The following is a 20,982-nucleotide window of genomic DNA, read 5'->3' on the forward strand; positions in this document are numbered from 1 at the left end:
CAGTTCGAGCGGGGGCGGGGGAGGGGAGCAGGGGCGAGTGTGGAGTGGTCAGAGGTTCTGCGGGGCTCGTCGCCAGGTCATTGTCGATTGCGGCCCAGGGGCCCGAGCAGCTCCCGGATCTCGTCGACCGCGTCGATCAGGGTGTGCAGCGGGGTGCGGTAGGTGAGCGCGCTGACGCTCAGGGCGCCGGAGGGGGCCGTCGGTGAGGTCGCGTACACGGGCAGGGAGAGGCAGTTGACACCGGACTCGTTCTCCTGGTCGTCCACGGCGTAGCCCCGTTCGAGAGTGTCCCGCAGATCGCCGTACAGGTCGGCGGCCGTGCACAGGGTCCGGGGTGTGCGGCGTTCCAGGGGAACCTCGCCGAACCACGCCTCGACCGCCGCCACGGTGTCCAGTCGGTGGGCGAGCAGCACCTTTCCGACGCCGGTGGCGTGGGCGGGGTTCCGGCCGCCCACCGTCGATGTGAGCCGTACGGCCCCGGTGGCCGGGTCGACCTTGGCGCGGTAGACGACCTCGCGGCCGTCGAGGACCGCGTAGTGCGCCGTCTCGCCGAACCGGTCGGCCAGCGCCTCCAGTACGGGACGCACCCGGACGTGCTCGGGGCGGTCCTCGTGGTGGGCGAAGGCCATCCGTAGGAACTCGTCACCGAGGACATAGCGCCCACGGGCGCCCTGGTCGGCCAGTCCGGCCCGGCGCAGGGCACCCAGGGCCCGGTGCACGGTCGGCTTGGGGCTGCCGATGGCCCGGGTCAGCTCCTCGAGGCTCACGCCGTCGGGATACCGGGCCAGTTCCTTGAGGACCGCGAGCACCCGGTCGGACCCCACGAGACGGGTGGCCCCGCCGTCGCCTCCGGCGACATCCACGCTGGTGGGGGCTAACGCGCCCACGTCCATTTGTCTATGCTCCATGAGGTTCCGAACAGTAGACCACTATGTCGATTATCGGAAAGTTGAAAGGCTGATGGTGAGACTTCGCAGCGCGCAGTGGTACGAGGGACAGGGGCGCAACGCCTATATCCACCGGGCCTGGATGCGCAGAGGCGCGCCGGACGACGCCTTCACCGGCCGGCCGCAGATCGCCATCGCCAACACCGCCTCGGACCTGAGCCCCTGCAACACCCATCTGAACGAGGTGGCGGCCTCGGTCCGCAACGGGGTGTACGAGGCCGGCGGTATTCCCCTGGACCTGCCGGTGGTCTCGCTGGGCGAGACACAGGTACGGCCCACCGCCATGCTCTGGCGGAACATGGCGGCAATGGCCACGGAGGAGATGCTGCGGGCCAATCCGATCGACGGTGTCGTGCTGCTGGGCGGCTGCGACAAGACGATCCCCTCGCTGCTCATGGCCGCCGCCTCGGTGGACCTCCCCGCGGTCGTGGTGCCCGGCGGGCCGATGCTGACCGGGACGTTCCGGGGTACGCCGCTGGGCTGTGGCACCGATGTGTGGCGGCTGTCGGAGGAGGTGCGGGCCGGCACGCTCTCCGAGGAGCAGTTCACCCGCTCCGAGTCGGCGATGATCCGCAGCCGAGGGCACTGCAACACCATGGGCACCGCCTCGACGATGGCCCTGGTGGCCGAGGCCCTGGGCACGATCGTGCCGGGGGTGGCCGGTATCCCCGCGCCCGACAGCCGGCTGCTGGAGGCCGCCCACGGCACCGGGAGGCTGGCGGTCGCCATGGTCGCCGCCGACCGCCGGCCGGGCACCTTCCTGACCAGGGCCTCCTTCCACAACGCGATCGTCGCCCTGGCCGCCATCGGCGGGTCGACCAACGCCGTCGTGCACCTGCTGGCCATCGCCGGACGCCTGGGCATCCCCCTGACGCTCGACGACTTCGACCGGATCGGCTCCCGCGTCCCGGTCCTGGTGGACCTCCAGCCCGCCGGCCGCTTCCTCATGGAGGACTTCCACCGAGCCGGAGGCCTGTCCGCCGTCCTGCGCGAGGTGCGCGACCTGCTCGACCCCGACGCGCTCACGGTCACCGGAGAGCCGCTGGTGAACCATCTCGACGACGCGCCGATCTGGGACGCGGAAGTCATCCGCACGCGCGCGAAGCCGCTGGTCGCCGAGGGCGGAATCGCCGTACTGCGCGGCAACCTCGCCCCCGACGGAGCGCTCGTCAAGCCGGCGGCGGCCTCCCCGCACCTGCTGAGCCACCGGGGCCGCGCGGTCGTCTTCGACTCGATCGAGGACTTCCACGCCCGCATCGACGACCCGGACCTCGACGTGGACGCCGACTCCGTCCTCGTCCTGCGCGGCTGCGGCCCCAGGGGCTACCCGGGCATGCCCGAGGTGTCCAACATGCCCCTGCCGAAGAAGCTGCTGGAGCAGGGCGTCCGTGACATGGTCCGGGTCTGCGACGGCCGGATGAGCGGCACCGCCTACGGCACCGTCGTCCTCCATGTGGCCCCGGAGGCGGCGGCCGGCGGCCCGCTCGCCCTCGTCCGCACCGGTGACGTGATCGTCCTGGACGTGGCGGCCCGGCGCCTCGACGTCGACGTACCCGACGAGGAACTCGCCCGCCGCACCCCCAGCGAGGCCACCGTCAACGGCTACGCCAACCCCCGGCGCGGCTGGGAACGTCTGTACGTCGACCACGTCCTCCAGGCCGACACGGGCGCCGACCTGGACTTCCTCATCGGCTCCAGCGGATCCGAGGTGAGCCGCGAGTCGCACTGACACAAACCCCGGAGGGGCGGACGACCGTACCGCCCCTCCGGGGAGTGTCCCGGCAACGGCTTGTGCGGGCGGGGAAAAGTCGTCACACTGATACCGAACGAATGGTCGGTTGGGGAGCGGGTATCGATGACGACGACACACTCCGCCGCCTCGGACACGGGCGGTGCCGGGCAGGACGCCGAAGGGCGGCTGCGGGACCACTTCGAGGCGACGATCGCGCGGGACCACCGGATCGAGCCGCGCGACTGGATGCCCGAGGGCTACCGGAAGACGCTGGTCCGGCAGATCGCCCAGCACGCGCACTCGGAGATCATCGGCATGCAGCCGGAGGGCGAGTGGATCACGCGCGCGCCGTCACTGCGCCGCAAGGCCATCCTCTTCGCGAAGGTCCAGGACGAGGCCGGTCACGGGCTGTATCTGTACTCCGCCGCCGAGACGCTGGGCGCCGACCGCGCGGACCTCACCGAACGGCTCATCGAGGGCCGCCAGAAGTACTCGTCGATCTTCAACTACCCGACGCCGACCTTCGCGGACGTCGGCGTGATCGGCTGGTTCGTGGACGGCGCGGCGATCTGCAACCAGGTCCCCCTGTGCCGCAGCTCGTACGGGCCGTACGCGCGCGCGATGGTGCGCGTCTGCAAGGAGGAGTCCTTCCACCAGCGGCAGGGCTACGAACTGCTGATGACGATGATGCGCGGTACGCCGCAGCAGCGCGCCATGGTCCAGGACGCCGTCGACCGCTGGTGGTGGCCCTCCCTGATGATGTTCGGCCCGCCCGACGACGCCTCACCCAACTCCGCGCAGTCCATGGCCTGGAAGATCAAGCGGCACACCAACGACGAACTGCGACAGCGCTTCGTCGACATGACCGTCCCGCAGGCCGCCAAACTCGGCGTGACCCTGCCCGACCCGGAACTGCGCTGGAACGAGGAGCGCGGCCACCACGACTTCGGCACCCCGGACTGGGACGAGCTGACGCGCGTCATCAAGGGCGGCGGCCCCTGCAACACCGAACGGGTCGCCCGGCGCAGGACCGCACACGAAGAGGGCGCCTGGGTGCGCGAGGCAGCGACCGCGCACGCCGCCAAACAGCGCGCACGGGCCGCGAAGGAGGCAGTGGCATGAGCGACGGGACGGCCGACCAGATGTCCGACCAGGTGTCCGGCGAGTGGCCGCTGTACGAGGTGTTCGTACGAGGCAAGCGCGGACTGAACCACGTACACGTCGGCTCGCTGCACGCGGCCGACGACCGGATGGCCCTCACCCACGCGCGTGACCTCTACACACGGCGCAACGAAGGCGTGAGCATCTGGGTGGTGCGCTCCGAGCACATCGCCGCCTCCTCGCGCGACGAGAAGGACCCGTTCTTCGCACCGAGCGCCGACAAGGTCTACCGCCATCCGACCTTCTACGACATCCCCGAAGACGTCCCCCACATCTAGCCCGAGGAACCCGAGGAAGGAGCAGCGGACATGAGCGACAGCGGCAACGACAGCACCCATGACGACGACCACGTCTATCTCTCCCTCGCCGAGGGACACGACGACGGCGGCGACGCCCGCTGGGCCTTCGGCACCGGCTTCGAGGACCCGCTGTACGGCGTCGACACCACCGTGCCCGCCGGTGTCGACGCCGGCGAGCTGGCCGCGACCTGCGTCGAACTCGCCGACGACGCCCTGGTGTCGGCCCAGCGACTGGCCCAGTGGTGCACCCGCGCCCCCGAGCTGGAGGAGGAGGTCGCGCTCGCCAACATCGGCCTCGACCTGCTCGGCCAGGCCCGTCTGCTCTACGCGCGCGCCGGCCAGGTCGACGGCACCGGGCGCGACGAGGACGCGTACGCCTACCTCCGGGACGCCGGCGACTTTCGCAACGTGACCCTGGCCGAACTGCCCAACGGGGACTTCGCGTTCTCGGTCGTACGGCTGCTGGTGCTGTCCAGTTGGCGGCTCGCCCACTTCGAACGGCTCGCCGCCCATCGCGATCCGGTGCTCGCCGCGATCGCCGCGAAGGGCGTCAAGGAGCTGACGTACCACCGGCAGTACGCGGCCGAATGGGCCGTCCGCCTCGGCGACGGCACCGACGAGTCGCACCGCCGCATGCGCACGGCCCTGGACCAAGTCGCCCCGTACATCGACGAGTTGTTCACGGCGTACGACGTCCGGGGCGAAGTCGTCGCGGTGTTGCGGCAGGTCACCGAGGCCGCCGGACTGAGCATGCCGCGCTTCGAGCCGGCGCGAGGCGCCGGGCGCGACGGGCAGCACACCGGGCATCTCGCCCCGCTGCTCGCCGAGTTGCAGAGCGTGGCCCGCGCCCACCCGGAGGCGACATGGTGACCACGAAAGCGACCGTGTCCGGCATCGAGGACGTCCGGCGCGCCCGGAGCATCGCCGAGCGGGTGCCCGACCCCGAACTGCCCATGCTGACCCTGGCCGACCTCGGCGTCCTGCGCGACGTGGAGTTGACCGGCGACGGCACGGTGGTGGCGAGCCTGACCCCGACCTACTCCGGCTGCCCCGCCATGGCCGAGATGCGTGCCGCCGTCGCCGCCCGGCTGCGGGCGGCGGGGTACGCGCGCGTGCGGATCCGTACGGTCCTCGATCCCCCCTGGACCAGCGACTGGATCACCGAGTCCGGCCGCCGCAAGCTCACCGAGAACGGCATCGCCCCGCCCGGCGCGGCGCCGCGCGGCCCGGTCGCCCTCTCGCTGCTGCCCACCCGGCGCACGGTGCCCTGCCCCCGCTGCGGCTCGGCGGACACCGAGGAGACCTCCCGCTTCTCCGCCACGTCCTGCAAGGCCCTGTGGCGCTGCCACGCCTGCCGCGAGCCGTTCGAGTACGTCAAGGAGATCTGATGGCCGCGCCCACCGCCCCGACCACGGCCCCGGCGGCCACTCCCGCCCCGGTGCGCCGCCGCCCGGTCTTCCACGCCCTGAAGGTCACCGACGTACGGCGGCTGTGCTCGGACGCCGTCGCCGTCGCCTTCGAGGTGCCGGAGGACCTGGCCGCCGAGTACGCCTTCGCACCGGGACAGTCGCTCACCCTGCGCCGGGAGTTCGAGGGACGCGAGGAACGGCGGTCCTACTCGATCTGCGCCCCGGCCGGCGAACAGCCCCGTATCGGCGTACGGGTGGTGCCCGGCGGAGTGTTCTCGTCCTGGCTGGTCGACGGGGTGTGCCCGGGGGACGTGCTGGACGTGATGACCCCGACCGGCGCCTTCACCCCCGACCTGACCGAGCCCGGCCGCCGCCATGTCCTGATCGCCGCGGGCTCCGGAATCACCCCGATGATGTCCATCGCCGAGTCGGTCCTGGCCGCCGACGACCGCTCCCAGGTCACCCTCCTGTACGGCAACCGGCGCACGGACACCGTGATGTTCGCCGACGAACTGGCGGACCTGAAGGACCTGTACCGTACGCGCTTCCAGCTCGGACACGTCCTGTCGCGCGAGCCGCGCGAGGCCGAACTGCTGTCGGGACGGCTGGACGCCGAACGGCTGACCGCGCTGCTCGCGGGCCTCGTCGACGTCCCGGGCACCGACCACTGGTGGCTGTGCGGACCGCACGGCATGGTCCGCGACGCCCAGGCACTGCTGGCGCGACTGGGCGTGCCGCCGGCCCGGATCCACCAGGAACTCTTCTACGCCGACGACCAGCCGTTGCGCGAGGTACAGCACCTGGACGCGGTGGCGGAAGGCCCGGTCAGCCGGGTCACGATCACCCTCGACGGCCGCTCCACCACGACCGCGCTGGCCCGGGACTCGACCGTCCTGGACGGCGCCGCGCGCACCCGCCCTGACCTGCCGTTCGCCTGCAAGGGCGGCGTCTGCGGCACCTGCCGGGCGCTGGTCACCTCGGGCGAGGTGGACATGCGCCGCAACTACGCCCTCGAACCCGCGGAGGTCGCCGCAGGGTACGTCCTGACCTGCCAGTCGTTCCCGGTCTCGGAGACGCTGACGGTCGACTACGACAGCTGACCCGAAGGCAGCTCTCCGCCTCCGGTCGGAGTGGTGCGCCACGGGTCGGAGTGGTGCGCCACGGGTCTGTCTGGAAAGCGCCCGGGTCTTCGACGACCACCCAGGTGGCGAGGACACGACGAAGGCATGCAGGGCGTTCGCACGGGTGTGCGCACAGGCGTGCGCGGACTTCGCGTGAACGCTCCGGACGCCGGGCTCCGCGCGCGACGACGGGTGAGAACCGGATGCCGTGAAGGGGTGGATTCACGTCCCCGCCGCTGTCTACTCGTCGTGCGACGCCCCGAGCCGCGCGCCCACCCGCAGGTTCCAGCGTCCCGCCCGGCCGCTCAACTCCGTCGCGGTGAGCGGCCGTACGTCGATCCGCCAGAACGCTGACTCGGGCGCCCCCAGTGCCCGTACCGTCACCGCGCGCACGACCTCCGGCTCGACGACCGCGATCGACCGGCCCGTGACCTGCGCCGCGGTGTCGTCCAGCCAGTGCGCGACCCGGTCGCAGAGCGCGCGCACCGACTCGCCGCCGTGCGGGGCCGATTGAGGGTCCGTCAGCCACTGGGCCAGCGCCTCCGGTTCCCTCTCCGTCACCTCGGCCAGGGTCGCGCCACGCCAGCGCCCCGCGTCCAGGCCGGCCGGACCCGGCACCGGATCCGCGTCGAGGCCCAGCGCCCGAGCCGTCTCCTGACACCGCGCGGTGGGGGAGACCCAGACCCGGGAGACCGGCGGAAGGGTCCCCGCAGCCGCAAGGGCGAGCCCCAACCCCGAGGCGTCCAGGGGACAGTCGTCGTCGAAACGGGCCTCCCGCAGGGCCGCGCTGATCGCCGGTGAGATCAACATCACTCGGCTCGTCATCCGGTCGCTCCCGCGCTCATCCTGCCCCAATGCCCTTGTCGTGTACGGCACTTGAGGCAGCGTACGGCGCACCGGAGCGCCGTACGCCGTCCCACGCGCCCTTGGCCGGGTCACCGCTTCGCGGTACCGTCGCGTGGATATTGACGACGGTTCTACGGAAGCCGGTGGGAATCCGGCACGGTCGCGCCACTGTAAGCCCCGTACGCACCCGCCCGGTGTGGTCCGGGGGCAAGTCAGACCCGTGACGGTCGTCCTCCGCACCACCGATACGGGACGCGAGTTCCCCCAGGAGGCCCTGTCATGGCACAGTCCGCAGTCCAGCCGACCGCCGTTCCCACAGCCGTACCCGAGAAGCTGCCGATCGGCGCCGTCGCCCCCTGGGCGGTCTTCTTCGGCGTACTGATGCTGGTACTGCTCTACTTCGTCGGCGCCGAACAGGGCGCCACCTCCGTGGTCTCCGGCGAGGGCGTGCACGAGTGGGTGCACGACGCCCGTCACCTGCTCGGCTTCCCCTGCCACTGAGCGATTCGCCGTACTGACCTGAGGGGGTCCCGGACGTCTCCGGGACCCCCTCAGGCGTATGGGGACTCCCTTTACCCGGGCGCGCACCGCCATTCCCAATTACTGGAACACGTTCTACCGTGTGCGCCGACAGGTCCGGCCTTGGGGAGCCAGCAGGAGGCGCCGTGCATCTCGAATACACGCCCGAGCAGCAGCTACTGCGTACCGAACTGCGCGCCTACTTCGCCGAGTTGGTGCCGGACCGCGCGTACTCGCGATTCAGTGACCATGTCGCGCAGAAGCGCTACTACCGGCAGACCATCCGCCGCCTCGGCGCCGACGGCTGGCTCGGCGTCGGCTGGCCGCAGGAGTACGGGGGGCGCGGGCTGAGCCCGATGGAACAGTTCATCTTCTTCGACGAGGCGGCCCAGGCGGGCGTACCGCTGCCGCTGATGGCGCTCAACACGGTCGGCCCGACGATCATGCGGTACGGCAGTGACGAGCAGAAGGCGTACTTCCTGCCGAAGATCCTCGCGGGCGAGATCGACTTCGCGATCGGCTACAGCGAGCCGGAGGCGGGCACGGACCTGGCCGCACTGAAGACCCGGGCAGTGCGCGAAGGCGACGAGTATGTGGTCAACGGCCAGAAGATCTGGACGACGAACGGCGACACGGCGGACTGGGTGTGGCTGGCGGTACGCACGGACCCGGACGCCCCGCCGCACAAGGGCATCACCATGCTCCTCATGCCGACGACCGACCCCGGCTACTCCTGCACCCTCATCCGCACCCTCGCCTCGCACGACACCACCGCCAGCTACTACGAGAACGTCCGCGTCCCCGTCGCCAACCGGGTCGGCGAGGAGAACCAGGGCTGGCGGCTGATCACCAACCAGCTCAACCACGAGCGGGTCACCCTCGCCGCCCACGGCACGATGGCCATCCGGTCCCTGCACGACGTCCAGCGCTGGGCGATGGAGACCAAGCTCGCCGACGGCCGCCGCGTCGTCGACCTGCCGTGGGTACGCCGGCGCCTGGCCCAGATCCACACCAGGCTCGACGCGATGAAACTCCTCAACTGGCAGATGGTGAACGCCGTCCAGGAAGGCACCCTCACCCCCCAGGACGCCTCCGCAGTCAAGGTGTACGGCTCCGAGGCCCGCCGCGAGGCCTACGCCTGGCTGTTGGAGATCGTGGCCGCCCCGGGCGCGCTGAAGGAGGGCTCGGCCGGCGAGATACTCCACGGCGAACTGGAACGCGGCTACCGCGCGGCGGTGATCTTCACCTTCGGCGGCGGCAACAACGAGATCCAGCGGGAGATCATCTCGTGGATCGGGCTGGGGATGCCGAGGGTGCGGCGGTAGGGGCACTATGACCACCGACGCCAGTTGTCACATACCGAGGATGGTTGGCACCGAGAACCAACGGGATCGCGATGGCGGCGAAGTGGTGACATGACAGCTGGCACCTTGCCACGAGAACTGAAAATTGCCGTTTACCTGGACCCCGCCGCGAGGTCGGCCCGCTTCAGGAGCGGGTAGTTGCCGCCTTCCGGGCCGCGAGTTCTCCGCCGGCGCCGCGTCCGAGGTTGCCCCTGGGCGTACACCAGCGGCAGCGGGCGCTCTGGCGTGGATCTTGTAGGTGCCGTTCGCGAGTTCGAGGGAACCCGGACGTCGGCCTCCTCAGAAACGGAGCCAACGTGCGGGTTCTTGGCGGCTCAGCTCCAGGATTCCGCGAACTCACGCGCTTCCAACCCGTCCAAGGCCGATCACGATCCGACCACCTGGCAGCCGCCGGCCGATGCCTACCGCTGCACGTACGCCACCGACTGGATCGCGGTCAAAACCCGCTGGGACCTGGCCGTCGACCCGGCCGAACAGGCCACGCTCACCAGGGTCGTCGACGAATGCCCGAACATCCCGATCAAGGTCACCCTCGCTCGCTGACCTGACCCCTGGGCACCCGCGCCAAACTGAAACGCCTGGTCAAGCTCGACATCCTCACCGAAGCCGACACCGGCAGCTTCACCAGGAAGCAGTAGCCGGCCGAGCACCGTGACCAGCAGCCCCGTCCTACGAACCGCCCTCTCAGAAGTCGATCACCCACACCGACCCGGAGGAGTTCTGTGTGATCCAGGCGTGGCGGCCGTCCGGTGTCAGCGCTATACGGGTCGGCCCGCCGATGCGGATGGTGTCGGTCACCTTGTTCGTGCTCGTGTCGATCACGGACAGGCTGTCCGAGCCTTGGTTGGTGACGTAGGCGCGGTGGCCGTCGGGGCTCACCACGACGTCCTTCGGGTGCCGGCCGACGGGGATGGGGCCGCCGGTCACCTTGCCGGTCGCCGTGTCGACGACGGACACGGTGCCTGTCAGGTCCGTGACGTAGAGCCGGCGTCCGTCGGGTGTCACCGCGAGGCCGTACGTAAAGTTGCCGAGTCTGCCGGGCCAGCCGGCGACCTTGTCCGTGGCCGTGTCGATCACGGACAGGGAGGTGGGGGTCCCGTAGCCGGAGTTGGCGACGTACACCCGGCGGCCGTCGGGGGAGATCACCACGTCGACCGGGTCGCTGCCGACCTTGATCTCGTCGACGACCTTGTCGCTCGCCGTGTCAATCACGGACAGGGAGTCGGAGTAGGCGTTGGCGACGTAGACGCGGCGGCCGTTGGGGGTGACCGCCAGGCCGGAGGGACCGTCGCCGACGGGGACGCGGTCAATCTCCGTGTTCGTGGCCGTGTCGATCACACTCACCGAGGGAAAGACCGTCGAGAGATTGGTGACGTAGGCCCGGCGCCCGTCGGGGCTGATCGCGACGTCCTGCGACTCACCGACCTGGATGCGGGCGGTTCGCTGCCGAGTGTGCGTATCGATCACCGCCAGCGAGGAGAACCACCCGCTGGTGACATACGCGTGGCCGCCGTCCGGAGATATCGCGACGCCGTACGGGCGGCCGTAGACGTGGACGTAAGGGCGGGGCGAAGGGGGTGGCTCGGTCGACGCAGCGGCGGACGGTTGTACCAACACGCCCACCAGAGCGAGCAGAGCTGCGGAAAGGCCGTACCGAATCCTTGAGCGGGAACTCATGGGCGCCTCCTGCCCCTCTTCCAGGATGCCGCGCCCGGCAGCGCCCGCAAGCGGAGTTCGTCTACGCCCCTCGTACGTCGGCGTCCGCCGCTGCGCAACACCGCCACGCCCTCCCGCGCGTCCCGCGTCGTCATACACAGGTCCTGCGCCGCCGCCTCCGCCGCGAAAGCGGTGGCGCGGTCGGTGTCCAGGGAAGCGTTGATCAGCTGCTTGGTGAGAGCGAGGGCGCGGGTGGGACCCTGGGCGAGGCGCTCGGCCCACTCGCGGATGGTCTTGGCCAGTCCTCCGCCGGGACGACCCGATTGACCAGACCCATCGCCGCCGGGACGGCGTCGCCGAAGAACATCAGCTCCTTCGCCCGCTGCGGCCCGATACGGCAGTGCTGCCCGCTGGCCTTGACGTTGCTGGGTTCGCAGCAGCCGCCGTAGGGGACGCGACGGTCTGGCCCTCGTAGGCCAGGGCGTCGCTGTGGCCGTGAGGATTGCCGTGCCGGTCGACGTGAGCACGAGACGATCCGGGCCCGCATACTCAAGGCCCCGGAGACGGAAAAGATGGCCGCCGCAGCAGATGCTGGGGGCGAGGTCAGCGGGCGCGGGCCACCGGTCACACTGACCGACGAGCAGTCGCGGCAAATCGTCGACGCCGCACGGACAGCGCGCGACCGCCTCCTGCTGAGCACTCTCCTCGCGGCTCGACGTCGAACTTGTACCGGGCGAGCTCGCCCAAGGGCGCAGTCCTCCAGTCGGTTCCCCGTCCGGCGCACCAGTTCAGGGCGAGGGAAGCGGGGCTCTGTCAGCCGATCGGCTACCTCCTGCGGGACGGCGCGGGCTGGGTCCCGGCTTCAAGGGCATCCGTACGGGCAGTTGACCAGAGCCGTGCCCGAACCGGCGGTCTTCAGATCGTCGGCTGTACCAGGCTGCTGGGGTCGGTGTTCGCCCCGCAGAGCACCACGGCGACCTTCTCGCCGTTGCCCGGCCGGTAGTTGTGGCTCGGTGCGGTGGGCCGGGTCGGCAGGTCCCGGTCGGGTACGTGGTGCGGCGGAGCCGTCAGTGCGGCCAGTGCTGTCGCCGCCCCGTGCTCCACAGCCACCCGGCGGTGGTCCCACAGTGCCTGGCGGGCGCGGACGATCTCGGTGTCCTGGACCAGCACGGAGTGCACGCCGTCCTGTTGGGCGGCGTGCAGGGCCATCGCTGAGGTGCGGCGGGCGCCGAGGGAGTCGGCGGCGATGGAGTCCACGGTGACGTCGACCAGGTGGCCGGCCTCGACGGCCGCGTTCAGCGCGCGGCAGTTCTCCGGCTCGACCGCCACGGTGCGAATGCCGTGGTGCCGGGCGGCGGTGGCCACGCCGGCGAACAGGCCGCCGCCGCCGACGGCGACCACCACGGTGTCCAGGCCAGGGATCTGCCGGCGGATCTCCTCCAGCAGGGTGCCCGCCCCGGCGGCGATCAGCGGGTGGTCGTAGGCGTGCGAGGCGAGTGCGCCGGTGGCCGCGGCGAAGTCCTCGCACGCGGCGAGGGCCTCGGCGTACTCCGCGCCGACCAGCCGCACATCGGCGCCGAGCCCGCGGAGCTTGGCGACCTTCACCGCCGGGGCAGTGGTCGGCAGGAACACCGTGGCGGTGACGCCCTGCTGCCGGGCGGCCCACGCGCACGCGAGCCCGGCGTTGCCGCCCGACGCGATGGTCACTCCGGCGTCGGGGAGGGTGCTGGTGTCGCGGTGGGCCTGGATGAAGTTCTGGGCGCCGCGGGCCTTGAAGCTGCCGGTGTGCTGCATGTATTCCAGTGCGAGCCATACCTCGCAGTCCTGCGGTTCGCGGTCGTCGAGGGGGTCGCGGTGTGCGGTGCGGATCGCGCCGGGGTCGACGGGGGCGAGGGTGACGGGGCGGACGCTTCCGGCGATCCGGTCGGTGGCGGCCTTGATGTCGCCGTACGTGAGCTGGTGCACGTTGTTGCTCCTGCTGAGAGATGGTCAGGACCAGGCGATGAGCTGGCCGGTGGTGGTGAGTGCCAGGAAGAGGGCGAAGGCGATCCGCCGCTGCCCGGGGCAGGGTTCGACCGCGTGGAAGTTGGCCGGGGTGAACAGCAGGCCGTCGCCGAGCTCCGGTCGCAGGCTGACCCGCTGGCGGTGCTCGACGGTCCGGGGCCGGTAGCCGTACGCCTGGCGGTGCTGCTCGTCGGCCGGCTCCCAGCGGTGGCGCCACAAGGTGGTCGCCCCGCAACGCGGGCAGTGCCTCTCCAGCCACCTCTTCCGGGTAACTTGCCGATGGAGCTGCGGAAGCTGCTTCCCTCGTCCGGGCTGGAGCGGGCCTGCGGTGTGACGTACCTGCTCCTGGCCGCCGCGATGACGGTGAGGCAGCCGTCAGCCGCGTCGATCACGCGGCTCTCCTCCTCGGAACAGGCGTCTTTGGCTGCCGTCTTGGCATGCCGCAACAGCTTCTTGACCTTCCCGGCCCGCTTCTCAGCCACCGCCTGTTCCAGGCTGGCGAACAGCCCCCTGCGGGCCCTGACTTCCTTCTCGAGCCAGAGGAGGCCGGAGCGCAGGGCGGCATCCAGTTGCTCCTGCAGCCGCGGGCTCACGCCGGCGAGTTCCGGCATCTCGCGGCACACCGAATCAGCCAGGGCGATGGACTCGGTCCGGCGGGCGTAGAGCAGCTTGCGCAGCAGTTCCCGCGCCTGGGTGTCCTGTGCCGTGTCCGTGTTCTGCCCCGGCGTCCACTTCGTGGGCGCCGCCGCGCTGCGGGCCTGGATGATCCGCTGGATCGCCGGCGTCGACAGCCCACGCTCCGTCACCTCGCATTCCTCCAGGGCGAACCACTCGGTGGGCCGTGCGAAGGCCTCGGTACCGATCCGCACCCGCCTGCTCGTGCCTTCGCTGTCCAGGCGGATCCGGTGCACGTACCAACGCCGGATCAGCGTGTCCCGGTCGACCGGGACGCCCAGGCCGAGTACCGGCTCCAGGCCGTCGTCCCACACCGGCGCCACCGCCTGGTCCAGGTGCACCCGCAGCGCGCCGCGCGGCCAGCGGATGTCGACGACGGAGCCGAGCGGCGCCCCGGCCGAGCCGGTGTACTCGAAGCTCGCCTGCTCGCCGTGGCCGGCGAGCCAGGCCGCGGCCGCCGACCGCGCCAGCTTGTGACGTAACTTCGGAATTCCTGAAGAGTCCTCGTTTCGTCCGACCATTTTGCGGGCTGGTCGAAGTCGAGGAGGCTCATGCTGACGGTGCTGGTGGTGGTGAAGGACCTCAGCAGGGTTCTGGAGAACTCACAGGATGTCGCACTGGGCGGCGAAACTGGTCCGCCAGGTCGGCCACTCGGGCTGCCAACCCCGGCTTCGGGCAAGCGCGTTGAGAGCGCCGCGCTCCCACTCCTGCCGGCCCGCCACCGCGCTGGGTGCGGGCACGCCGAGGGCTTTGGCCAGGGCCGGAAGCCACTCGTGGACGAAGAAGCTCACCGCGTCGTTCACCATGGTGCTCCCCAGGAAGCGCGCCGACGGGTCGCCCGCCAGGGCCGCTGCGAAGGCGCCGCCCGGTGCGTACCAGGTGCGTACCAGGTGCCGAGCCCGTACAGCAGGCCGTAGCGCAGCCAGACCGCTGTCTCCAACTCGGTTGCCGTCTCCTCCAAGGCCCTGACGGCGGCCACCATCCGGGCTCGGGGTTGAGCGGCCGTGCTGTCGAGCGATACGACCTCCTCGGCCGGGCCTTCGCCCGGCGCGTATGCCCAGGAAATCGACTGTGCGACGATCCGGCCGATCCCAGCCGCTTTCGCGGCCTCCACCAGGTTCCGGGTGCCCTCGCGGCGTATTCGGCCGTTGGCGGCCCCGTCCGCGCCGGAGAGGTCGGTGAGCTGGTGGATCACGTCGCTCCGAGGCTTCTGATCCGTTCGATCCCGGCCAGGGTCCGTGAAGTCCCGGTGACCTCGTGCCCAGGCGCAACCAGCATCGGGACGAGCGGACTGCCGACAGCGCCGGTGGCGCCGGCGACGAAGGTACGCAATCGTGGACGGCGGCCTCCGGCGACAAGATCTCGGAAAACCCGTCCTGTCCGTTCATTCGGTGGATTCGCGGACGGAGTGGGGAGTGAGCGTTTTCAGGTCACCTCGATGCCCGGACATCGCTGTTCCCAGCGGGCGATCAGGGGTTGCAGCCTTCCGGTGTCGATCAGGTCGTAGCGTCCGTGGTAGCCAAGCAGTTGGTCAGTGGCCAAGAGCAGTTTCGCGTGGCCGAAGCTGCCACAGGACGACAACCGCCAGGTCATCCGGATCTGCCGGACTGCGGCCGGGTCGAGGTGGACGACGCGTCCGTTGACCAGGCCGAGGTGAAGTTCGTCGTCAGCGTGGACGTCGAGGAGGCGGCGCCGGTCCCAGATCCAGAGTGCGATGCCAGCCGGGACCGCCACGGCAACGCCGACGACAAGAATCCATCCCATGTCGATCAGACCACGATCCGGGTCGGCCGACGCCTTGGTCATCGGCCATCCGCAAACCCCGACCAGCACGACCCCGAACAGGGTGAGCCACCGGCGCAGCGAATAGCGCCTGCGGTCTCTGGCGGTCCACAGCGCATCCCGCTCGGGGTCCATCGGACCATCGTCGCCGACAGGTTCCCGGAACGCCAGGTGCCTGCATCTGTCTGGCTGTACGACGACTGCGGCATCGGTGAGGAGGGCGATCCTGCCCACGGTCTCGAACCACTCGACGACGACAGCACCCCAGGCATGCAAGGAGCCACATCAGGGATCGAGCGTCGCTCGGCCTCGGCACGGGGCAGGCCGCCGACCTCGCGGTGCCGCCCGACCGGGACGAACTGATCGCCTACGGGCCGCTGCTGTCCGACAACGGCGCCACCTGGCTGGGGACGGCGGCGTTGGTCCGGGGGCCGGACCCGGACACGGCACGCGCCATCCTGACCCCGGACCGGTACGCCGACATTGAGGTGCACAACTGGCAGTTCGGCGGGCGGTCGTGATGACCGAGGACACCCAGGCCAACGTCACCGCCGAGGCCCTTCGGATCGCTCACCATCCTTGTGTTTCACGCGGCCTCCTATCTCTGACCCACGGTGCAAAGTAGCGGCGGGGCTTCTGGCTACAGGCTTGGTGCCTTCAACCCAAGGGGCTTCTGACCTGGGAGACGGCGCAGGCCTTCGCTGCTCTGCTGGTCACCCGTACCTTCGGATCGAAGGGCCCGCACTCTGAAGTGCGGGCCCGTGCTGTGCCTGGGGCTGGAGGGGACGGACCCAGGTGTGGCCGTCGGTGCGTTCGGCGTTGTGTGCGGCGGGCTTGCCCTGGCGTACGTCGTCGATGAGGTCGAGCACCAGTGTGTCCATATCGGTCCTGACCTGGTCCCAGATGGCTGTTGCCTGATCGGCGTGCATGCCGGCGGGGCAGGTGACCTCTCCTGTGTCCGGGTCCCACCGAATGCCGTGAGCCACGAGCCGTGTACGGGCCTGGTCGCTGCGCTCGGACTCGATCATGGGCCAGTCGAACGTCTCGGGCGGGCCGAGGGCGCCGGTGTCGCCGTCGCTGCTCTGGTTGAAGACCCACGTCGCTCAGAAGATGCGGCTGGGACCCGTGTCGTACCCAGGTTCTAAGCTGCGACCGTGACGTCTGAGGTTTCATTCCGGGCCGCTCAGGCCGAGGCAGACGCCTGCGTCCAGCGGGTCACCGCGCAGTACCGCAAGGGTTACCCGGACTCGCGACTGGCACGGCAGGGCCCTGACACCCTGACCCGGACGCCGCGCTGCAGCGTGCCCGCTGGTCGGAGGAGGAGAGCACTGGGCTCGATCGTCTCCGAAACTGCCGCCCGCGAGGCGGCGCTCGCGCTGCGTCGCGGGCGGAGCGCGGCCAGAGCCGCCGACGCCGACCAGAGCTGACCTGGGCGGTGCTCGGTGCCCGGAGGCGGTCCGTCGGGGGTCGGGCTTGAGAAGTCAGACGGACAGAGTGTTCTGCCCGTCCTGCGTTGATTCGATACGAAAGGGATAGTACGTGGACGAGATACCGATCGGTATGCCCGAGGAGGGTCCCGCCGCGGCCCAGGCAGCGGCAGGCCTCCGCCGGGGGCCGGCGCAGAGGAACCCCGATGCCCACCTGTCTGACCTCGCCGGTGCCCTGCGCAACCTCTCCGAACGGTTGGAGGAGGAAGGCCGGTGGCCGGAGGCCCTGGCCGCGGCCCAGGTGTCAGTGGGCCTGTACCGGGGGCTGGCGCGGGCGAACCCCGATGCCCACCTGTCTGACCTCGCCGGTGCCCTGCACCACCTCTCCGAACGGTTGGACGAGGTGGATCGGCACTGGGAGGCTCTGGTTGCGGCCCAGGAAGCGGTCGGCCTGTACCGGGGTCTGGCTCAGGCCGATCCGGATGCCCACCTGTCCGGCCTCGCCCGTGCCCTGAACAACCTCTCCCTTGAGCACTGGTGGGTGGATCAGCACGAGGAGGCTCTGGTTGCGGCCCAGGAAGCGGTCGGCCTGTACCGGGGTCTGGCTCAGACCGATCCGGATGCCCACCTGTCCGGCCTCGCCCGTGCACTGCGCCGCCTCTCCACACAGTTGAAGGAGCTGAAGCGGCGGGAGGAGGCTCTGGTCGCGGTCCAGGAAGCGGTCGGCCTGTACCGGGGTCTGGCTCAGGCCGATCCGGATGCCCACCTGTCCGGCCTCGCCTATGCCCTGCGCGACCTCTCCCGACGGTTGGACGAGCTGAAGCGGCGGGAGGAGGCTCTGGTCGCGGGCCAGGAAGTGGTCGGCCTGTACCGGGGTCTGGCTCAGGCGAACCCAGCCTACAAATTTGAACTCGCCTCCTCCTTGAAAAGCCTCGCCGAGCAGTTGAGTTCGGTGGGCCGGGAGGAGGAGGCTCGGGCCGCGGACCAGGAAGCGCGAGACCTCCGCCGGGCGCCGACGGAGCCGGCCCCGGATGACCGCCTGCCCGGCCTCGCCGACCCTCTGATCAACCCCTCCGTCGCGCCCGGGGCGGTCGAACAGCGGGAAGAGGCTCCGGCCGCGGACCAGGACAGCCCCAACTGCTACCGGGTGCTGACGCAGGAGACCCCGGACGCCCACCTGCCCGACCTCGCGAGCGCCCTCTACAACCTCTCGGACCAGTTGGCGCAGCTGGAGTGGGTCGCGACCTGGGCAGAGGCTTTGGCCGCACTCCACGAGGCCGTGCACATCCGTCGGGGGCTGGCGCAGGCGAACCCCGACGCCCACCTGCCCGAGCTCGCCCTGTCCGTGAACCACCTGTCCGAACGGTTGGACCAGAATGACGAGCGGTACGAGGCCCTGACCGCAGCCCAGGAAGCAGTCGCCCTCTACCGGGAGCTGGCGCGGACGAACCCCGACGCCCATCTGCCTGGCCTCGCCGGTGCCCTGCACAACCTCTTCCACCGTTTTGAAGAGATGGCGTGGCAGGAGGCGTGGCAGGTGGCGTGGCCGGAGGATGCGTTCCTCCCCAAGTCCGTCGTTCCCGCCGAGTCCCCGGAGGCTTTGGCGGCACTCCACGAGGCCGTGCGCATCCGTCGGGGGCTGGCGCAGGCGAACCCCGACGCCCATCTGCCCGACCTCGCCGAGGCCCTGCACAACCTCCCCCTCAGTGTCTGGGAGGGCCGGTGGGAAGAGGCCCTGACCACGGCGCAGGAAACTGTGGGCCTCTACCGGGGGCTGGCGCAGGCGAACCCCGATCACCTACCCAGCCTCGCCCGGTCCTTGAACTACCTCTCCGAATGGCTGGAGAAGATGGGCCGGTTGGAAGAGAGCATCGCCGCGGCCCAGGAAGCAGCCGACCTCTAGCGGGACTTGCAGAGGTCAGCGTCGTGGCTGACAGGCCGGCCGCCCCGGGAGCCCCTCGGCTCAAGGCCAGCGCGTTCAAGTGACCATGGGGACTGCGTGATCGGACGAGTCATCCGATCGCCTGCGCGGCCGGCACGGAACATCGCCGCGGATGACGATGCTCCCCGACGATCCGAGAGGCGGTCTCAGCCAGTCCGGCCGGGGCCGCCCTCGGCATGACGTTGCCGATCGGTCAGCCATCCGCCACCGGTTCCCTCCTGAGCCGTGCGCTGCCCGGACACGGTAGGTGCTGAGCCGAGGTCGACACGGGAGTTCATGTCCAGTTCGAATCGCCCGCAGGGAGATCCTGGGCCGCTACCTGTTCAACACCCGGGCCAGCGTGGCCAGTTCCATTGCCGGCAGCGTTGGGCTGCGCAACGGTGCCGGGGTTGTCCCGATGCCAACCCGCAGCCGCTCCGTCGCGCCCAGCGCCACGGCGGCCGCCGACACGCCGCCGTTCCAGCCGAGGTCCTCGACCACCCGCAGGTCGTCGACGCCGAGTGCCTCGGCCTGCCGCGCGAACGCGGGCAGCCCTTCCGGGGCGCAGTCGCGGTCGTACATCACACTGATCCGTAGGTTCGTCATGGCCTCGAACCTGTGTGAGCCCGGCTGTCCCGGCGCGGGGTGGCCACGGGCCGTGTCATCGATGAGACGAGGGAGGCCATTCAAGCCGATCTGCGGCTGCATGCCGCCATGAATGTGAAGGATTCGTGACGGATTCGTGTGTGTGTCGGATGCTGATTCGGGCTCCGGCCCGGGCCCCGCACCACCGACCGGCACACTCATTCGTCGCGCCTGCCAGAAGGAGCACCATGAGGAAGTTCCTGCGCCAGGGCATCGTCGGCCTCTCCGTCGCCGCCTCGCTCGCCCTGCTGCCGATAGCCGTCACCCCCGCCCATGCTGCCCCGTCCGCCATCGCGTCAGGGATGACCTGGACCGTACTCGCCGGGGGAGCCGCGAACGGCACCGTCAGGGTGGGGGCGGACTCCGCGACCGATCCGTACAACGGCGACACCCCGGCCACCGCCACGCTGCCGCTGCTGTGCCTGAGAGTCACCGGCAGCGGCGTACCCAGCGGGATCACCCCGGACTTCTACGCGGGCTGGGCTCGCGGCACCGTCGCCGCCACGCCCCCGGTCCAGGGCAAAGCGCTGACCAGCCTCTCCGTCGCGAACAGCCTCTGCGTCCAGTACTACGGAACCGGCTGGCGCATGGCCGAGTTCCATGACGGCCGCTACGGCAGCAACCTGGAGTCGAGTGGCGGTTGGTCGTTCTGGGCCCACGGCTACCTCCCTGGGAGCACGCGCTTCTGGGCGACCATCAACGACCAGCCCGCGAACCCCTGGAACTGAGTTACCACCGCCACCATCGCGCGTCGGGACGGACCCCTGGGCTGCTTGGCTGAGACGTCGGACATCTCCACCAGCAGCCCGGGGACCTCGTCGGTCACGCACCCTCGGGGGGCGTGGAAATGGTCCGGGGCGCGGACAGGCCCACGGTGAGCCTCGCGGCGGCGGCGAGGAACGCGGTGTTCAGGTCCAGGCCGACCGCGTACGGCAGCGCGGCCTCATCACCGGTCAGCAGGTCCACCGGCCGCACCCATTCGTACGCCTCTTCCTTCAGGAACCCGCCCTTCCAGCCCTGCGCGACGGAGTGTTCTGGCCGGGCCTCCGGCGGTGCCGGGTCCATCGGTTCCGTCCCGAGTGAACCCGGGTTGTGGCCCGAGGTCCCGTTGCCGGTCTCCTCATCGCGCACGGCGCGGGTTGGCGGGTGCAGCGTCGTCATCAGTTCCAGCCCGTTGGCCGCCGTGCCGCCGCGCGGGGTGATGACCCGCCACGCTGCCACACCCCAGAGCGCATCGCGCGTGTGAGCGGTCGCGCACGAGACCGTCGACAGCACGCCGGAACAGGGAAATCACAGTTGCCCGGATTCTTGCGCCGGGCAACGGATGGGGCCCGTCCGCTGTACGCACGCGGACGGGCCCCATGATCGAGCGCAGGGCAGGCCTTGCACCTGCATTTCCCCGCCGGAAGCGGGGCGTCTTTCCTTGGACCACCAACGCATCACCGGTCGCCTCGAGTTGCGGCGACTGGCTCAA

General features: G+C 70.5%; 23 protein-coding genes, 3 pseudogenes and 1 riboswitch. Of the genes and pseudogenes, 14 read left to right on the forward strand and 12 right to left on the reverse strand.

Annotation, left to right across the window (positions count from 1 at the left end):
• Positions 1 to 77 precede the first annotated feature (77 nt).
• Positions 78 to 908 carry an IclR family transcriptional regulator gene (locus tag AOK08_RS25570; protein ID WP_055530272.1) on the reverse strand — a complete coding sequence of 277 codons (831 nt, stop codon included), beginning with the start codon at positions 906 to 908 and terminating at the stop codon, positions 78 to 80.
• Positions 909 to 960: 52 nt separating this feature from the next.
• On the opposite strand from AOK08_RS25570, the gene AOK08_RS25575 reads away from it, so the two are divergent.
• The 6 genes from AOK08_RS25575 to paaE all read left to right on the forward strand — a co-directional run bounded on the left by AOK08_RS25575 (position 961) and on the right by paaE (position 6,648).
• Complete coding sequence (locus AOK08_RS25575; RefSeq protein WP_198539397.1) at positions 961 to 2,676, forward strand: IlvD/Edd family dehydratase; 1,716 nt, start codon at positions 961 to 963, stop codon at positions 2,674 to 2,676.
• 126 nt (positions 2,677 to 2,802) lie between these two features.
• Complete coding sequence (paaA, locus tag AOK08_RS25580) at positions 2,803 to 3,801, forward strand: 1,2-phenylacetyl-CoA epoxidase subunit PaaA (protein ID WP_055530274.1); 999 nt, start codon at positions 2,803 to 2,805, stop codon at positions 3,799 to 3,801.
• Complete coding sequence (gene paaB, locus AOK08_RS25585; RefSeq protein ID WP_241827086.1) at positions 3,798 to 4,118, forward strand: 1,2-phenylacetyl-CoA epoxidase subunit PaaB; 321 nt, start codon at positions 3,798 to 3,800, stop codon at positions 4,116 to 4,118. Before paaA ends, paaB begins: the two co-directional genes overlap by 4 nt.
• A 30-nt stretch (positions 4,119 to 4,148) precedes the next feature.
• A complete protein-coding gene (paaC, locus tag AOK08_RS25590; protein ID WP_055530276.1) occupies positions 4,149 to 5,009 on the forward strand; it encodes a 1,2-phenylacetyl-CoA epoxidase subunit PaaC in 861 nt (286 codons plus the stop codon).
• Positions 5,003 to 5,527 (forward strand): 1,2-phenylacetyl-CoA epoxidase subunit PaaD, encoded by a 525-nt coding sequence (gene paaD, locus AOK08_RS25595; protein ID WP_055530278.1) that lies wholly within the window; start codon positions 5,003 to 5,005, stop codon positions 5,525 to 5,527. Before paaC ends, paaD begins: the two co-directional genes overlap by 7 nt.
• Positions 5,527 to 6,648: a 1,2-phenylacetyl-CoA epoxidase subunit PaaE gene (paaE, locus tag AOK08_RS25600; protein WP_055530280.1), complete on the forward strand. Its 1,122-nt coding sequence runs from the start codon at positions 5,527 to 5,529 to the stop codon at positions 6,646 to 6,648. The genes paaD and paaE overlap by 1 nt, the downstream gene beginning before the upstream one ends.
• Before the next feature lie 261 nt (positions 6,649 to 6,909).
• Here paaE and AOK08_RS25605 read toward each other — a convergent pair whose 3' ends face one another.
• A complete protein-coding gene (locus AOK08_RS25605) occupies positions 6,910 to 7,494 on the reverse strand; it encodes a histidine phosphatase family protein (RefSeq protein WP_055530282.1) in 585 nt (194 codons plus the stop codon).
• A 110-nt stretch (positions 7,495 to 7,604) separates the two neighbouring features.
• Positions 7,605 to 7,757, forward strand: a riboswitch (cobalamin riboswitch).
• A 37-nt stretch (positions 7,758 to 7,794) separates the two neighbouring features.
• On the opposite strand from AOK08_RS25605, the gene AOK08_RS25610 reads away from it, so the two are divergent.
• The 3 genes from AOK08_RS25610 to AOK08_RS25620 all read left to right on the forward strand — a co-directional run bounded on the left by AOK08_RS25610 (position 7,795) and on the right by AOK08_RS25620 (position 9,941).
• On the forward strand, positions 7,795 to 8,016 hold the full coding sequence (locus AOK08_RS25610) for a CbtB domain-containing protein (protein ID WP_055530284.1): 222 nt from the start codon (positions 7,795 to 7,797) through the stop codon (positions 8,014 to 8,016).
• Between the two features lie 164 nt (positions 8,017 to 8,180).
• Complete coding sequence (locus tag AOK08_RS25615; protein ID WP_055530286.1) at positions 8,181 to 9,359, forward strand: acyl-CoA dehydrogenase family protein; 1,179 nt, start codon at positions 8,181 to 8,183, stop codon at positions 9,357 to 9,359.
• 345 nt (positions 9,360 to 9,704) lie between these two features.
• Positions 9,705 to 9,941 (forward strand): hypothetical protein, encoded by a 237-nt coding sequence (locus AOK08_RS25620; protein ID WP_241827087.1) that lies wholly within the window; start codon positions 9,705 to 9,707, stop codon positions 9,939 to 9,941.
• 141 nt (positions 9,942 to 10,082) lie between these two features.
• Here the strand turns inward: AOK08_RS25620 and AOK08_RS45945 are convergent, their stop codons facing one another.
• The 4 genes and pseudogenes from AOK08_RS45945 to AOK08_RS25635 form a co-directional block, all read right to left on the reverse strand.
• Complete coding sequence (locus AOK08_RS45945; protein ID WP_157876787.1) at positions 10,083 to 11,075, reverse strand: YVTN family beta-propeller repeat protein; 993 nt, start codon at positions 11,073 to 11,075, stop codon at positions 10,083 to 10,085.
• A 63-nt stretch (positions 11,076 to 11,138) separates the two neighbouring features.
• Positions 11,139 to 11,448: pseudogene (locus tag AOK08_RS47575) on the reverse strand (enoyl-CoA hydratase-related protein); the annotation flags it as partial.
• 521 nt (positions 11,449 to 11,969) lie between these two features.
• Positions 11,970 to 13,019 carry a threonine/serine dehydratase gene (locus AOK08_RS25630; protein WP_055530291.1) on the reverse strand — a complete coding sequence of 350 codons (1,050 nt, stop codon included), beginning with the start codon at positions 13,017 to 13,019 and terminating at the stop codon, positions 11,970 to 11,972.
• A gap of 24 nt (positions 13,020 to 13,043) precedes the next feature.
• The gene (locus AOK08_RS25635; RefSeq protein WP_055530293.1) at positions 13,044 to 13,277 is read right to left on the reverse strand and encodes a hypothetical protein; all 234 of its coding nucleotides are present in this window, start codon (positions 13,275 to 13,277) and stop codon (positions 13,044 to 13,046) included.
• Positions 13,278 to 13,727: 450 nt separating this feature from the next.
• Here AOK08_RS25635 and AOK08_RS25645 point away from each other — a divergent pair, with 450 nt between their 5' ends.
• Positions 13,728 to 14,210, forward strand: coding sequence for a hypothetical protein (locus AOK08_RS25645; protein WP_157876788.1), 483 nt, complete (start codon positions 13,728 to 13,730; stop codon positions 14,208 to 14,210).
• A 125-nt stretch (positions 14,211 to 14,335) separates the two neighbouring features.
• Here AOK08_RS25645 and AOK08_RS47580 read toward each other — a convergent pair whose 3' ends face one another.
• From AOK08_RS47580 to AOK08_RS25655, 3 genes are all read right to left on the reverse strand, one after another.
• Positions 14,336 to 14,539, reverse strand: coding sequence for a hypothetical protein (locus AOK08_RS47580; protein WP_241827088.1), 204 nt, complete (start codon positions 14,537 to 14,539; stop codon positions 14,336 to 14,338).
• Positions 14,533 to 14,928: an NAD-dependent epimerase/dehydratase family protein gene (locus AOK08_RS47585; protein ID WP_241827089.1), complete on the reverse strand. Its 396-nt coding sequence runs from the start codon at positions 14,926 to 14,928 to the stop codon at positions 14,533 to 14,535. Before AOK08_RS47585 ends, AOK08_RS47580 begins: the two co-directional genes overlap by 7 nt.
• Before the next feature lie 230 nt (positions 14,929 to 15,158).
• The gene (locus tag AOK08_RS25655; RefSeq protein ID WP_157876789.1) at positions 15,159 to 15,650 is read right to left on the reverse strand and encodes a hypothetical protein; all 492 of its coding nucleotides are present in this window, start codon (positions 15,648 to 15,650) and stop codon (positions 15,159 to 15,161) included.
• A gap of 167 nt (positions 15,651 to 15,817) precedes the next feature.
• Here AOK08_RS25655 and AOK08_RS25660 point away from each other — a divergent pair.
• Positions 15,818 to 16,036: pseudogene (locus AOK08_RS25660) on the forward strand (YciI family protein); the annotation flags it as partial.
• 192 nt (positions 16,037 to 16,228) lie between these two features.
• Here the strand turns inward: AOK08_RS25660 and AOK08_RS25665 are convergent.
• Positions 16,229 to 16,543, reverse strand: a complete 315-nt coding sequence (locus AOK08_RS25665; RefSeq protein WP_055530300.1) for a hypothetical protein — start codon at positions 16,541 to 16,543, stop codon at positions 16,229 to 16,231.
• Between the two features lie 126 nt (positions 16,544 to 16,669).
• Here AOK08_RS25665 and AOK08_RS45950 point away from each other — a divergent pair, with 126 nt between their 5' ends.
• Together AOK08_RS45950 and AOK08_RS25670 are read left to right on the forward strand one after the other, a co-directional pair.
• Positions 16,670 to 16,942, forward strand: coding sequence for a hypothetical protein (locus AOK08_RS45950; RefSeq protein WP_157876790.1), 273 nt, complete (start codon positions 16,670 to 16,672; stop codon positions 16,940 to 16,942).
• A gap of 112 nt (positions 16,943 to 17,054) precedes the next feature.
• Complete coding sequence (locus AOK08_RS25670) at positions 17,055 to 18,845, forward strand: tetratricopeptide repeat protein (protein ID WP_055530302.1); 1,791 nt, start codon at positions 17,055 to 17,057, stop codon at positions 18,843 to 18,845.
• A 366-nt stretch (positions 18,846 to 19,211) separates the two neighbouring features.
• Here the strand turns inward: AOK08_RS25670 and AOK08_RS25675 are convergent.
• Positions 19,212 to 19,469: pseudogene (locus AOK08_RS25675) on the reverse strand (LLM class flavin-dependent oxidoreductase); the annotation flags it as partial.
• A gap of 227 nt (positions 19,470 to 19,696) precedes the next feature.
• Between AOK08_RS25675 and AOK08_RS25680 the strand changes: the two are divergent.
• Entirely contained in the window at positions 19,697 to 20,236 is a 540-nt protein-coding gene (locus AOK08_RS25680; RefSeq protein ID WP_055530306.1) for a hypothetical protein, read from the forward strand.
• A gap of 94 nt (positions 20,237 to 20,330) precedes the next feature.
• On the opposite strand, the gene AOK08_RS25685 is transcribed toward AOK08_RS25680, so the two are convergent.
• Positions 20,331 to 20,729 (reverse strand): hypothetical protein, encoded by a 399-nt coding sequence (locus AOK08_RS25685; protein ID WP_198539399.1) that lies wholly within the window; start codon positions 20,727 to 20,729, stop codon positions 20,331 to 20,333.
• Positions 20,730 to 20,982 lie beyond the last annotated feature (253 nt).

The sequence above is a fragment of the Streptomyces graminilatus genome, from assembly GCF_001418565.1.
Classification (GTDB): domain Bacteria; phylum Actinomycetota; class Actinomycetes; order Streptomycetales; family Streptomycetaceae; genus Streptomyces; species Streptomyces graminilatus.